Here is a 13,913-nt window from a genome sequence, read left to right as displayed (position 1 = left end):
ACTTAAGAAGCTGAAATTTGAAGAAACAATTTTTTCAGAAATAATGAAAAGTCTTTCTTTTGTAATTGTTTTTGACTTTTGAAATAGCTGTTTATTTCCTCTTCTTTATCCGGAAATAGTTTTACTATTGATTTTCTATTGGAAACCTCTATCAACTTTTCTTGGTAACCTACATAAAAGTCAGTGCGCTCTTGAAACACATCAAATGTTTTTCTATCTATAATTCGTTGAAATTTCTTTTTTGAATGCTTTCCAAACAATGAAATACCATCATTTGCTACCAATATTTCATAGAAACCATCTTTTTCAGCAGAAAAAGCAGCCTGATCTATATTGATGAATTTTTGACTGTTATCTGCCATATAAAATGAATCTACAGCCATGGTTATTGCATTAATACCAATTGTAGAATTTGAATTAAAAGGAAGAATTACAAGCTTATCCTCTACAAGATCGTATTTACATTTAATGTTGTAAAAAGTTTGCCCTAAATAAAATACTGTACAATTATGGTATTCATCATACAGATATCTACTTTCATTTTCTTGTACTACGTCTTTATTTATATGGACTGAACCATTATATACCGCAAGATTTTCTTCTCCGGTTTTAGCATCGTGTGCCTCAATGAATTGCTGTTCTTTCGTTTGTGAAAATCCTGAAAAAAAGAAACTCAGCACAAGACAAAAAAACAAATTCTTTGTCGTAGAAATAGTTTTCATAACACAGTATAGGTTGTTGGTTGAAAGTAAAAGTATAAAAAAAACACCAGTAGATACTTACACTTGCAAGAATTAACATCTTATAGCCTTTTTCAAAGCAAAAAACCTCTGCAAAATTTGCAGAGGTTTTCAAGTTTTTATGGTGGAGAAGTCCATGAAAAATTGATCATAAAATTCGTCTCAAAATTTACTTACTTCATACTTAAAAAATGATATTAACCCTTATAGTATGTTAGCATCCTTAAATAACCTCTCTTCTGTAATTTGAATTGCGTTATTGTCGTTCGTAGAATAGGACTTTGAGCTACTGCCCAACGGCCTACAACTATAACAATTGTAATTGCTACTTAATCAATCACCAACTCATACCTAACACTTCTACCAGCCCCAATAGAAGTAAACACTTCTTTATCAACTAAATCCTGTAAATCACGGGTGGCGGTAGCTTTAGAAGTTTTGGTAATAGCTATGTACTTTTTGGCAGTCATACCTCCTTCAAAACCTGCTATTCCTTTGTCTAGCATTTTAAGCACTACTTTTAGTTGGCGCTCACTTAATTGACCTCTATGAGCATCTAAAAATTTTGCTTTGCTTAGTGTAAATCGAATCAACTGTTTTGCATACTGTTGTGCCGCTAACATAGTTTCGCAGAAGTAGACAATCCAATCTGTAATTTCTAAGGACTGCTGGGCTAACTGTAAGGCATCATAATAGGCTTTCTTATTTTGTTCTATGGTTGTAGATAGGCTCATTACTAAAGGTCGACCTAAAGATTCTGATAAACATTTATCTGCAATAGCTCTACCAATACGCCCGTTACCATCTTCAAACGGATGTATACTTTCAAAATACAAATGCGCTATAGCAGTTTTTATCAGTGCTGCTTTTAGATCCTTTGGAGAGGTGGCAAAACTTGTATACCAAGCTACAAATTGTTCCATTTCAGTTGGAATACTTTTGGAAGGTGGTGCTTCATAATGCACAACTTCTTTACCGTAGCCACCGGAAACAATAACCATGGGTTCATCACCTATTCGATAAGCACCTCCGAGTATAGCTCTAGATTTCGCAAACAATACCTCATGCCAATCTTTAATCAATGTTTCTGTTAGTGGAGAGGCAAAATGTTCACAAACCTCTACCATAAGCTCCGCAATCCCCTTGGCATTGATGTCTCTAATTTGAGTGGTTTCACCCATTCCCAAACGATTCTTAATAGATGACATCACATCTTTACGGCTGTAATACTCACCTTCTATTTCAGAAGTTTTTATTGCCTCATCGATCATAAACTGCAATACAGTTTCCTGCTGAAAATCGGATGGTAAGGAATCTATAATCCCTTTTACCTCTCCGGTTTCTGCTGCAAATTCAAGTACAATAGCATCTATGGCAGATGCATCATACTCAAATTGAGGCCAGTTTTTATATTGCCAATTGTACATCATGAGCCGATTATTTTAGATAATCGGCTCAAATATACTAAAAAAATGAGCCGATTAATAGTTTTAATTGGCTCATTTAACAACTTGAGTAATTTTGATTTATTCTTTTAAGCAGGATTAAAAGAAACATCTATCAAATAGAATCATTTCTGGTCAAAATTTTCAATAAAAATTTTAAGCTGCTTTTCTAATGTTCGTGCCACTTCTACCTTAACAGGGAAAAAGCAAAATCTAGTATTACTAACGTCTCCTATTTGTTGTATGTTACCTGATTCATCAACACGAGAGCTACAGTAGCCAAAAGCCTCTTCATTACTATACTTTGAATTGATTTCAAAGTGAGCATACTCACCTCTATACATCCCTGAACTTTCAATTGTAAAACCCAAATTATTTACATCAATATCTTTTATTGGAAGCTTATAATCTATAAAACCTTGCAATTTAGACATGGAAAAATCTTTGTAAAACGTCTTTCTTAAATATAAAATTTTGTTTTCTTCACTTAATTGAAAAAACACTTCACATTGAGTTACTGCTGGAAATCTTCCTTCTGTATCTATGGAGCTATAAAGCTCATTACCCCCGTTAAGTAGATTAGATATTTTATTCAAAGCTCTATCTGACTTCAAATTCAAGTCTAAATTATTAACTCTGATAGTTTTATAATGAGGAAAATTATCTACTGAATCATTACAGCCAATAACTAAAAAGAAAGTAAATATTAGGAAATATTTCATGATTCAAAGTTTATCTACATCTCATATCTGAGACACCTATTAATATAAAAATACAATTATATTGAAGTCACTTACTAATTTATCCAAAATAATTAAACTATAACTCCCCCAATCGTTTTTTCAAGAGTGCCATATCCTCACTAACTTTCTTATCTAAAATTTTAGCATAGTGCTGCGTAGTTTTTAGTGAATTATGTCCAAGCATTTTACTAACGGACTCAATAGGAACTCCATTTGCGAGCGTTACAGTTGTCGCAAAAGTGTGTCGGGCTAAATGTGTTGTCAGTGTTTTTTTAATGCCACACAGCTCAGCTATTTCCTTTAAATAGCCATTCATTCGCTGATTGGTTGGTACAGGCAATATACCTTCCTCACCTGGCAACCTCTCTCTATCCTTATATTTTTCAATTAAGCTTGCCGGAACAGCTAATAAGGGTACATTGGTTCTGGTCTTGGTTTTGGTTCTTCGTGTCTTAATCCATTTTTCACCATCAAGCCCAATAACAATATCATCCATACGTAAGTTTTTGATATCGATATAAGCTAAACCAGTAAAGCAGCAGAACACAAAAATATCCTTCACTTGGTTTAACCGATCGCTTCCTAAATCCTTATCAATTAATTGCTGTATTTCTTCTTTGGTTAAGAACTCACGGTCTACCACTTTTAAATTGGGTTTCCAGTGGTAAAACGGATCTTTATCAATCCAATCATGTGCCAAAGCAATACGGATAATTTTCTTGAAATTAGAAATATACTTCACAGCCGTATTGTGAGCACACTTCCTTCTTGTTTTCAAAAAGTACTCATATTCTTTGATAAACTTATAATCAATATCCTTTATAGGATAATCGGTCTTTTTAAACTTGTATTTAATGTAACGTTCCAAATGATCTTTTGCTACACCATACCGAACCGCAGTTAATTCGGCATATCCATTTCCTATTAAACTTCTTACCTCTTCATTATGCTCCTCAAAAGCTTCTAAAACCAATTTAGTTTTAGCCCCTTTTCCGGTAATCTCATCTCTCAAAGCTTCTGCTGAAATCGAGATTTCTTCCTCTGCAAACCTATCAGCTATCTTATGTATCTTATTTCTAAGCAATATTAGATGCTGATTTAAAGTGGTAGCCTCCATAGATTTTCCCAAAGCTTTATTGGTTTTAGGATTCCAACTATCAGGATCAATACTTCGTCCTGTACTAAATTCTGCTCTCTTCCCTTCATAGGTTATTCTACAAATAATAAGACTTAACCCTTTGGAATTTCTCTTGTTTCTTTTAATAAAAAATAAAATCGATACAACATAACTCATAATCGCCCCCTTTTAATTCCTTTTAAAGGTATAAAATCAATATTTTATAAATGTTAAAGAAATCTTGTGAGCTACAGTAAAATCAAGCTATCTGAAGAAAAAAGGGGGCTATTTTTTTGAAAAACGCATAGCCCCCGAATAGCCCCCTTTTTTTATGCTTTCAATTGCTATCAGATGAATTCATAAAAAATAAAAAATCCCGTAAACACTGGTGTTTTGCGGGATTTTGATTTGTCTTGTAATCGTTTTAGTGGAGAAGATGGGAGTCGAACCCACGACCTCTTGACTGCCAGTCAAGCGCTCTAGCCAGCTGAGCTACATCCCCAAAACTATTCTAGTACTTTTTCACACTAAGCACAAGTAATGGAATACTGCAGTGAAAATCGCGCTTCAATATTACGTTTTTTTCTAACAATTTGGAAAAAAATCCACGCTTTCTTCGAAACACACATAAAAGCTTTGGATTCACCGATTGAAAATGCTCTAAAACTCCTTGAAAAGTAGTCGCGTTATCGGTTTTCAATACTTCGGTACTGAGTTCTTTAAGTCCGGAATCAATGACAAGGTCTTCTTCCTCGTATCCCGGAGTTTTCACTAATAGCAAAGTTACTTGAGCATCAAACTTTTCTTTTATCTCTTTCAATCTAGCCAACGTGCTTCTATTTTTAACGATGCCCGATTTAAAAGCAGTGAGAATTAAATTCATGGATTCGTATGCGCATCCTTCAGGAACTATCAATGCAGGAATATCGGTTTGTTTGATAATACTACCCGAAGTTTTACCAAGGTATAATTCATCTCGAATATCGGTACTTTTTGGTTCCATGATGATCAAATCTAGCTTTAATTCCTTGTCCGCAGCGGCTATAGCTTCAAGCACACTTCCTTCATACGTAAGAATTTTTATTTGTACCCCCTTTGAATCTATTTGAGCTATAACTTCCTCCATCTGGCCGCTACTACTTTGCGCCACTTTTTCATGCACATTTGAGTTCATACCCATGGTAGCCAAAACTGTGTATGCTTGCATCACATACACATCTGCTATAAAATCTTTAGCAAAATCTACGGCGTATTGCAACGTATGCACAGCATTTTCAGAAGTGCCTATAGGAACCAAAATATTTTTCATAAACCATTTGTGTTTCCTTAAAAATAGCATTTATTTTTTGATTTCTATGCTGAATAACTTTTCTGCTTTTCACTTTCGAGCATTATACCGAACTTTGCCCAAATGAAACAGGTTAAAGTCACTTTCAAAGAAATCAACCAGCTTGCCATTCCTGCAATTTTTGCGGGTATAGCAGAACCATTGATTTCGCTTACAGATACTGCCGTGATTGGAAATGTTGATGACAACTCTGTAGAAGCACTTGCCGCCGCCGGAATTGTAGGTTCTTTTCTTTCGGCACTTATCTGGATTTTAGCTCAAACCAAAACCGCCATCTCAGCCACTGTAGCCCGACATTTAGGAGAACATCGGTTGCATGCGGTAAAAACGCTGGTTCCTCAAGCAATACTCATGAACTTGGCTTTGAGTATTTTTTTATATGTGATTACAGTCACTTTTTCGGAATTTATTTTCTCTGGAATTTTTGAAGCTGATGGTCGCATTTTGAAATACGCCAAAGAGTATTACGTCATAAGAGCCATTGGATATCCACTTACGCTTATCACTTTTGCTTTATTTGGGGTTTTTAGAGGAATGCAAAATACCTTGTGGGCAATGTTATGCAGCCTTGTTGGCGCTCTAGTGAATGTAGCGCTTGACTTTGCTTTGGTTTATGGTATTGAAGATTTTATCCCTGCCATGCATTTGAAAGGGGCAGCTATTGCTTGCGTTTTGGCTCAATTGGTTATGTTTTGCATGGCCATTTATTTCTACTTAAAGAAAACACCTTTTGGCTTTCGCCTGAGTAAAAATATCAATCCCAACTTAAAACCTTTGGTATTGATGAGTTTGAATTTATTTGTACGAACTTTTTTCTTGAATGTGGCTATGGTTTTAGCCAACAGATTTGCTACTATTTACGGAAAAAATACCATTGCGGCTCAAAGCATCTTAATGAACATTTGGCTATTTTTCTCATTTTTTATTGACGGATATGCCAACGCAGGAAATGCCATCTCAGGAAAATTACTGGGTGAGAAAGCCTATCAAAAATTGTGGAATTTAGCTTTGGATATTTGCAAATACGCTATTGTAATCGCTATAATTTTAATGTTGATTTGTGGTGTTTTCTATGAAAATATTGGATTGCTTTTCAATAAAGATACAGACGTTTTATCAAAATTCACTTCGGTATTCTGGATTGTGCTAGCTATGCAGCCTATCAATGCAGTCGCGTTTATGTTTGATGGAATTTTTAAAGGTTTGGGAGAAGCAAAGTTTCTAAGAAACTTACTGATCATTGCAACTACTTTCGGTTTTATCCCAACACTTTTAATCACCTATTATACTGGTTTAGAATTATATGGAATCTGGATTGCTTTTACCGTTTGGATGCTGATTCGTTCTGCCGGACCTGTATGGCAATTCAGAAGAAAATATTTACATGCTTCTTAACTAAAATTATTGTTTATTTTTGAAGACAAACCCCTTTCTTATGCAAACAGGATCTATAAAAACTACTATTCAAGAAAATATTGCCACGGTTACTTTTGGGCATCCGGCAAGTAATTCGTTTCCATCAGCGTTATTACAAGAACTTACAGATACATTTCATAAGCTATCTTTGAACAAATCTATTTCGGTAATCATTTTGGAGAGTGAAGGCGATAGAGCCTTTTGTGCAGGTGCTTCGTTTGATGAATTGGTAGCTATTGAAACTATTGAAGACGGAAAAGCATTTTTTAGCGGTTTTGCAAATGTACTCAACGCCATGCGTACATGTACCAAATTAATTATTGGTAAAGTACAAGGAAAAGCTGTTGGCGGTGGTGTTGGTTTGATTGCGGCTTGCGACTATGTTTTAGCTACAGAAAAAGCTTCCATTAAATTATCAGAATTTACTATTGGAATAGGGCCGTTTGTAATTGCTCCTGCGGTTGATCGTAAAATTGGCAAAACTGCATTGGCTGATATTACACTCAATGCTCATGAATGGAAAACTGCACAGTGGGCAAAAGAAACAGGTTTGTACACACAGGTTTTACCAGATACCGAAAGTCTTGATCAAGCTACACAAGAACTTGCCGAAAAACTAAACACCTATGCGCGCAAGGCATTGCGTGCTATGAAACACACACTTTGGAAAGGAACTGAAGACTGGGAAGAATTACTGTATGACAATGCTGAAATTTCCGGTAGATTGGCGTTATCTGAAGAAACTAAAAAAGCACTTTCAAAATTTAAAAAATAATACATGAATTCTCTGCTTATCCTACTACTTCAAGAAAATGTGGTAGAAGAAAAACTAAAAAATGCACCCGACAACGGTTATGCCATCGGGGTGCTTATAGGTTATTTATTGCCGCTCATTGTATTGGCTGCTTTTGCTTATCTCTTGTTTTCTTATATGAAAAATAGAAATAAAAACAGCTAATTATCTTGTTTTCAACCAACCGGTGATGCTCAAACGAGGTTGCTTTACCGGTTTTACTTCGTGTTCCAAAATTTGACTTTCAAAAATCACAACACGACCTGGAAAAGGATAGAAGACTTTTTCAACCTCAGCACCATTTTCTTCGGTATAGATGACCAATTCGCCACCATATTCAGGTTGCCAATCTTCTTCATTTAAATAACAAACTATCGAAAGTTTACGGCGATCATCGTTCTGAAAAGTATCTAAATGTCGCTTATAAAAAGTGCCTTCCGGATACAATGCATAATGAAATTCTTTGTGCAAAATTCCCATAAAACAAGTTCTATTCATATACTGAATAAAATCGTTCACTTTTTCAAAAAATGAAGTTTCTGCTAAGTTTGCTTCTGCCTCATTCAGCCATAAAATAAAATCGCCACGAACCGATTTCAAAATATTTTCATTCACTTTGTTGCCTATCGCTGCCTTTTTAAAAGCATCTTCTTCGTGTTTATGCAACAAAGAGTTACGAAGCGCTACTATTTGCTCCGTAGTAAAAAAATCATCAACAACACTGTATTGCTGGGCTAACAGGTCGGAAATCACTTTTTCGTAGCACGGATTTTCAACGAAATCCAATTGCTCAAACAGTTCTTCTACTATCAACTATATGTCAAAAAAATAAACGCGCAAATGTATCTTATTTAGGGATATGTTTTTTAGTACATTTGCTTTTTATTCAAAAAAAATGCACGCAACTACTCCACTACGCACCGTACAAGTAATGCGCTATATTTTAGCGCTGCGCGAAGGCGGTTCTTTGCCTGCACTTGCCGATGCTGACGACGGTTTTAAATACGTTGTAAAATTCAGAGGAGCAGGCCACCAGGAAAAAGCTTTGATTGCCGAATTATTAGGAGGCGAAATTGCCCGTTTGTTAGGATTTAAAATTCCGGAACTTGTATATGCCGAATTGGACGAAGCCTTTGGAAGAACCGAGGGAGATGAAGAAATTCAGGATTTATTGCAAGGCAGTCAAGGGCTTAATTTAGCGCTTCATTTTTTATCGGGCGCTATTAATTACGATCCGTTAGTGATGGAAGTAGATGCTGAAACAGCCTCAGAAATTGTGTGGCTCGATGCGTTGATTACCAATGTAGACCGTACGTTTAAAAACACCAATATGCTAATGTGGCATAAAGAATTGTGGTTGATAGACCATGGTGCATCATTCTTTTTTCACCACTCTTGGGTAAATTGGGAAAAGCATGCGTTAAGTCCGTTTGCATTTATCAAGGACCATGTATTGTTGCCACAAGCCTCTCAGTTAGCAGCAGCAGATGCAAAATTTAAAAATATGCTTACCGAAGAAGCTTTACGAACCATTGTGAACTTGATTCCGGATGCGTGGTTGGTATCTCCAGACGAATCGGAAACGCCCGACAGCATGCGCGAAGTATATGCGCAGTTTTTAATACGCCGTGTTGCTCATTCAGAAATTTTTGTAAAAGAAGCTCAAGATGCCCGAAAAACACTTATATGAATACGCAGTCATCCGAATTGTACCTAAGGTAGAACGAGAAGAATTCGTGAATACCGGGATTATTCTATTCTGTAAACGACAAAAGTTTCTGGCAGTTCAATACAAGCTTAATACAGCAAAAATAATGCTGTTTGACAAAGAAGCCGATGTAGACATGTTTGAAAAAAACCTACAATCGTTTCAGAAAATATGTAAAGGAACTAAAGAAGGCGGCCGCATTGGTGAAATGGATTTGGCCGACAGGTTTCGTTGGTTAACAGCCGTAAGAAGCTCTTGCATACAAACCTCTAGACCCCATACCGGTTTTAGCAGTGATTTATCAGCAACTCTAAATAGCTTATTCAACCAATTAGTACAATAAAGAGCTAGATTGTGTACCTTTGCACAAATTTAGAAACGCCATGAGTACCATTAGAATTACCAAACAATTTAGCTTTGAAACCGGACATGCATTATACGGCTATGACGGAAAATGTAAAAACGTGCACGGACACAGCTATAAGTTGTCGGTAACCGTTATAGGATCTCCTATCAGCGACAACAACAACGTAAAATACGGAATGGTAATTGACTTTGGGGATTTGAAAAAAATAGTGAAAGAAGAAATTGTAGATGTTTTTGACCATGCTACAGTTTTTAACAAAAATACACCACATGTAGAGTTGGCGCATGAACTTTCTACTCGCGGACACAATGTTTTACTGGTAGATTATCAACCTACCAGTGAAATGATGGTAATTGATTTTGCTAAAAAAATAGCTGATAGATTACCTGAAAACATCAAACTATTTGCTTTAAAATTACAGGAAACCGAGTCGTCCTATGCCGAATGGTTTGCTAGCGACAACTAAAATTTGCACTTCAAAAAAACAAGTATATTTACAGCCATAAACCAAAAGCATGCAATTACCAAAGGGTAAAAAAATCTATTTCTCGTCGGATAACCATTTAGGAGCGCCAACTAAAGAAGAAAGTTTGGTGCGCGAACATAAATTTGTACAATGGCTAGACGAGGTAAAACAAGATGCTGCAGCTATCTTTCTGTTAGGAGATTTGTTTGATTTTTGGTTTGAATATAAAACCGTAGTACCCAAAGGTTTTGTTCGTGTATTGGGAAAATTGGCTGAAATATCGGATGCTGGAATTCCTATTTATTTCTTTGTAGGAAATCATGATTTATGGATGGATTCTTATTTTGAAGACGAACTAAATATTCCCGTATATCACAAACCTAAAGTTTTCCATTTCAACGACACTTCTTTTTTTATAGGTCATGGCGATGGTTTAGGACCTGGTGATAAAGGGTACAAACGCATGAAAAAAGTGTTTACCAATCCAGTTGCAAAGTGGTTTTTTCGTTGGTTACATCCGGACATTGGAGTAAAGCTGGCACAATATCTTTCGGTCAAAAATAAATTGATTTCCGGTGATGATGATGTAAAATTCCTTGGTGAAGAAAACGAATGGCTGGTACAGTATTGCAAACGCAAACTAGCCACCAACCACTACGATTATTTCTTATTTGGTCACCGCCATTTACCTATGGAAATTCAGTTGAATGAACAATCTAAATATGTAAATCTTGGTGATTGGATTATTTACTACACCTATGCCGTTTTTGATGGCGAAAAATTAGAATTGAAAAAATATTAGAAATCATATTTTCTCTCAATAGCATACCGCATTAAATCTGTTTTGCCGTACGCATTGATCTTTCTTAAAATATTTTTTCGATGTGTATCCACTGTACTTTTACCAATACTCAGTTTTTCTGCTATTTCATTGGAAGTAAATCCTTCCCCTACAAATTTTAAAATTTGCTCTTCTCTTCTAGAGAGTATAATTTCTTCATTGATAACCTCATCATTTCCTACTATGATCTTATTATCAAAAAAAGATTTTCCCTCTGCCACGGCATAAATAGCTTTCAATAAAATTTTTAAAGAAGAATTTTTTCGCACGTAACCAGATGCTCCAGCTTTTTTCATTTGCTCTACGGCCTCTGGTTGATCAAACATGCTAAAAGCTATGACTTTTATGTGTGGATGTTTTTCTTTGATTCTTTCGGTAGCTGCAATTCCATCACATTTGGGCATTCGAATATCGGTAATTACAACTTCGGGACGCAACTTATCTACGAGAGATACAAGTGCTTCACCGTCATTCGCTTCTCCTATAACATTTACGTTATCTTCAAATTCTAAAGAGAGCTTTATACCGTCGATAAGTGCCTGATGGTCTTCAGCCAAAATTACTCGTATCATAATGGTATGTCTATTATAATGGTAGTTCCTGTGTTTTTGGCTGAATCTATAGTAAGTGTTCCGCCCATTTGTTCTACTTTTCTTTCAATATTTTTTAAACCTATACCCGATCTTTCTTCTTTCAAGATTGCTATGTCAAATCCTTTTCCATTATCTTCAATCATTATGTTTAAATGATCGTTCTTATGCTGTGTAAGATAAATATTTACCTCGGTAGCCTCGCTATGTTTTATAATATTTCCACATAGTTCCTGAATGATTCTAAAAAGTGTGATTTCAAGATTACTTTCTATTCTCTCATCCAAACCAAATGGAATTACTTTGAACTCCAACCTATTGATTACAGTCATTTTTTCGGCCATCTTTTTAACTGCTGAAAGAAGTCCTTCTTTGCCCATAACCCCTAAATTCTTTAAGTGCGAAATATTACGAACCTGTACATAGGTTTCATTGATAAGTTCTTCGGTCTTTTTATAGAGTTTTTTAGTTACCTCATCTTTACTCTCGCGTCTACCAAGCGTATTGAAATTTAGTTTTAATGCCGAAAGTAAACTTCCCAGACTATCATGTAGATCATTTGCTATACGCTGTCTTTCTTTTTCTTGACTTTCTAGCATCACATCTATTTCATGCAACTCTTGTTCTTTTAAAACAGTTTGCATTTTTTGTGTTTCCAGGGCTTTTTCTTGCTCTGCAATCTTACGCTTCTTACTAATAAATTTATATATCAAAAAGCTAATGATCAATAGTAAAATAATGGCTCCAGAAAGGGCCCAAAGAAGTACATTGTTAACTTTGATTCTACTGGTTAACTTTTGGTTTTCTAGTTCCTTTTCTGCTGTTTTATATCTTACTTCAAACTCTTTGATCTTTTCCTTTTGATCTTGCTCTTTGATAGAATCGTAAATAGCATGGTACAGCTCTGTATCTTTATAAGCAGCTTTGTAATCACCCAATGCGAGGTATGTATCTTTTCTGTAAAAAGGAACATATGATTTTACGGCCAATTTAAACTCATCTAAACTCGCAGTATCTGCTTTATAAAATTCCTCTAATGCTTTTTGATACTCTCCAATTTTATGGTACGCTACACCATAATTCAGGTACAACAAGGCCAGTCTACTCTTTTGATTCAGTTTTTTGTAAACCTTCAACGCCTGATCAAAATAATAGATAGCAGAATCTATTTTTGTTGTATCGTAATCTGATAGCGTTGCTCCCAGAGTTTGGTAATTGCGTGCAACCCAATATTCATCACCCACAATTTTACTCTGTTCGGTAGCTTTTCGTAAAAAAGAAACAGCTTCCTTGGGGTATTTTCCTGTTTGGTAAAAAATAATCCCAAGTTCTCTATAAGCTTTTGAAAGCATTTTGGGGTCATTTCTTTTCTTAACATCAATGATATAATCCTCTACGTAAGCTCTGGATTGTTCAAAATCATTGGTAACATCTGCCTGAATTTGAATTATCTGAAGGTTTATTTCATCTAACTTTTCTAGACTATCTAATTGGCTATAATTTTCACGAGCCTGAATAAGATATTGAAGCTCCAAATCCATTTTATTTTGATACCTGTAAGCCTTTGATATTAAAAATTGTAACCGGGCTTTTTGTGAAACAGTGTAATCATCAAGATCTGTTTGCTCGTATAACTGTATAGCTTCATCATAATTACCAGTAGTTAATAAACTATCAACAGCAGTAATACTATTACTTTGTGCAAAACATGAAAAGGCAACAATCCAACAGATTGTTGCCAAGTATAAACGGGTAGTACTTCTATTTTTTAAAATTGACATCCAGATATTTTAGTTGGTCCGCCACCACCTTTAGGTGGAAAAACCATGGCTTTATAATCTAGCCCACCAATATAAGATAAAATATTTCCATTTATGATTTCTAAAATATCAAGACCTCCATTATTTAAATCAAAATCTTGCTGATGCATGATTAAACAGTGTAAGGTATCTTGAGCCGTAGCTGAATTTAAATCTATATTTATATTTAAAGGATTTTTAACTGCAGAAAAAGAAATAGACGAGTTTGGCAATGTTGTAAGCTCAATCATATCCGTTTTATACTCTGCCAAATCTTGTATGGTTTCCCCTGTAATTTTTAAGACTCCGAGAATAAAATAAAATGTTCTATTAGAAGAATTGGTTACCGACATATTATAAAAATCGGGTTGTAAATCATAAGTTCCTCCATGTTTCAATTTTGGTAACATTATGTTAGCTTGAACAGTTTTTGCTACGGGATCAAACGCACCGCATACATCATAGACTTTCATTTGCAATAAATTTAAAAGATTAGGACTACAAATATTCATATAAATTAAAAGCGAAAAAATCCCCATA

General features: G+C 35.2%; 16 protein-coding genes and 1 tRNA gene. 7 read left to right on the top strand and 10 right to left on the bottom strand.

Going from position 1 to position 13,913, the window contains the following annotated elements; all coding sequences use genetic code 11:
- Window positions 1-2 precede the first annotated feature (2 nt).
- From BM383_RS01575 to BM383_RS01550, 6 genes are all read right to left on the bottom strand, one after another.
- A complete protein-coding gene (locus BM383_RS01575) occupies window positions 3-722 on the bottom strand; it encodes a hypothetical protein (protein ID WP_093022050.1) in 720 nt (239 codons plus the stop codon).
- 347 nt (window positions 723-1,069) lie between these two features.
- Complete coding sequence (locus BM383_RS01570) at window positions 1,070-2,170, bottom strand: Fic family protein (RefSeq protein ID WP_093022047.1); 1,101 nt, start codon at window positions 2,168-2,170, stop codon at window positions 1,070-1,072.
- Between the two features lie 140 nt (window positions 2,171-2,310).
- Window positions 2,311-2,907: a hypothetical protein gene (locus tag BM383_RS01565; protein WP_093022045.1), complete on the bottom strand. Its 597-nt coding sequence runs from the start codon at window positions 2,905-2,907 to the stop codon at window positions 2,311-2,313.
- A 97-nt stretch (window positions 2,908-3,004) separates the two neighbouring features.
- A complete protein-coding gene (locus tag BM383_RS01560) occupies window positions 3,005-4,222 on the bottom strand; it encodes a site-specific integrase (protein WP_093022042.1) in 1,218 nt (405 codons plus the stop codon).
- Between the two features lie 251 nt (window positions 4,223-4,473).
- A tRNA-Ala gene (locus BM383_RS01555) sits at window positions 4,474-4,547 on the bottom strand.
- Between the two features lie 9 nt (window positions 4,548-4,556).
- Window positions 4,557-5,354, bottom strand: a complete 798-nt coding sequence (locus BM383_RS01550) for a universal stress protein (protein WP_093022039.1) — start codon at window positions 5,352-5,354, stop codon at window positions 4,557-4,559.
- Window positions 5,355-5,456: 102 nt separating this feature from the next.
- Between BM383_RS01550 and BM383_RS01545 the strand changes: the two genes are divergently transcribed.
- Genes BM383_RS01545 through BM383_RS01535 form a run of 3 tightly spaced genes read left to right on the top strand, consistent with a single transcriptional unit; the run spans window position 5,457 to window position 7,767 of the window.
- Complete coding sequence (locus BM383_RS01545) at window positions 5,457-6,788, top strand: MATE family efflux transporter (RefSeq protein WP_177229050.1); 1,332 nt, start codon at window positions 5,457-5,459, stop codon at window positions 6,786-6,788.
- A 40-nt stretch (window positions 6,789-6,828) separates the two neighbouring features.
- Entirely contained in the window at window positions 6,829-7,584 is a 756-nt protein-coding gene (locus tag BM383_RS01540) for an enoyl-CoA hydratase/isomerase family protein (protein WP_093022033.1), read from the top strand.
- 3 nt (window positions 7,585-7,587) lie between these two features.
- The gene (locus BM383_RS01535; protein WP_093022029.1) at window positions 7,588-7,767 is read left to right on the top strand and encodes a hypothetical protein; all 180 of its coding nucleotides are present in this window, start codon (window positions 7,588-7,590) and stop codon (window positions 7,765-7,767) included.
- On the opposite strand, the gene BM383_RS01530 is transcribed toward BM383_RS01535, so the two are convergent.
- A complete protein-coding gene (locus BM383_RS01530) occupies window positions 7,768-8,412 on the bottom strand; it encodes a 2OG-Fe(II) oxygenase (RefSeq protein WP_093023396.1) in 645 nt (214 codons plus the stop codon). It abuts the gene before it with no gap.
- 85 nt (window positions 8,413-8,497) lie between these two features.
- Between BM383_RS01530 and BM383_RS01525 the strand changes: the two genes are divergently transcribed.
- Genes BM383_RS01525 through BM383_RS01510 form a run of 4 tightly spaced genes read left to right on the top strand, consistent with a single transcriptional unit; the run spans window position 8,498 to window position 10,945 of the window.
- On the top strand, window positions 8,498-9,292 hold the full coding sequence (locus BM383_RS01525; RefSeq protein WP_093023394.1) for a HipA family kinase: 795 nt from the start codon (window positions 8,498-8,500) through the stop codon (window positions 9,290-9,292).
- Window positions 9,270-9,653 (top strand): DUF3037 domain-containing protein, encoded by a 384-nt coding sequence (locus BM383_RS01520; protein WP_093022026.1) that lies wholly within the window; start codon window positions 9,270-9,272, stop codon window positions 9,651-9,653. The genes BM383_RS01525 and BM383_RS01520 overlap by 23 nt, the downstream gene beginning before the upstream one ends.
- A 40-nt stretch (window positions 9,654-9,693) precedes the next feature.
- Entirely contained in the window at window positions 9,694-10,143 is a 450-nt protein-coding gene (locus BM383_RS01515) for a 6-pyruvoyl trahydropterin synthase family protein (RefSeq protein ID WP_093022023.1), read from the top strand.
- A 49-nt stretch (window positions 10,144-10,192) separates the two neighbouring features.
- Window positions 10,193-10,945, top strand: coding sequence for a UDP-2,3-diacylglucosamine diphosphatase (locus BM383_RS01510; RefSeq protein WP_093022020.1), 753 nt, complete (start codon window positions 10,193-10,195; stop codon window positions 10,943-10,945).
- Here BM383_RS01510 and BM383_RS01505 read toward each other — a convergent pair.
- From BM383_RS01505 to BM383_RS01495, 3 genes are read right to left on the bottom strand one after another with little or no spacing between them, the layout of a single operon-like run.
- Window positions 10,942-11,556, bottom strand: a complete 615-nt coding sequence (locus BM383_RS01505; protein WP_093022017.1) for a response regulator — start codon at window positions 11,554-11,556, stop codon at window positions 10,942-10,944. The genes BM383_RS01510 and BM383_RS01505 overlap by 4 nt on opposite strands.
- Window positions 11,553-13,355 (bottom strand): ATP-binding protein, encoded by a 1,803-nt coding sequence (locus BM383_RS01500; protein WP_093022014.1) that lies wholly within the window; start codon window positions 13,353-13,355, stop codon window positions 11,553-11,555. The genes BM383_RS01505 and BM383_RS01500 overlap by 4 nt, the downstream gene beginning before the upstream one ends.
- Window positions 13,343-13,912 carry a hypothetical protein gene (locus BM383_RS01495; RefSeq protein WP_093022009.1) on the bottom strand — a complete coding sequence of 190 codons (570 nt, stop codon included), beginning with the start codon at window positions 13,910-13,912 and terminating at the stop codon, window positions 13,343-13,345. The genes BM383_RS01500 and BM383_RS01495 overlap by 13 nt, the downstream gene beginning before the upstream one ends.
- Between the last annotated feature and the right edge of the window lies 1 nt (window position 13,913).

It is taken from the genome of Pustulibacterium marinum (assembly GCF_900116665.1).
GTDB lineage: Bacteria > Bacteroidota > Bacteroidia > Flavobacteriales > Flavobacteriaceae > Pustulibacterium > Pustulibacterium marinum.
Note: the sequence above shows the minus strand (reverse complement) of the source record. Positions and strands in the feature narration are given on the sequence as shown.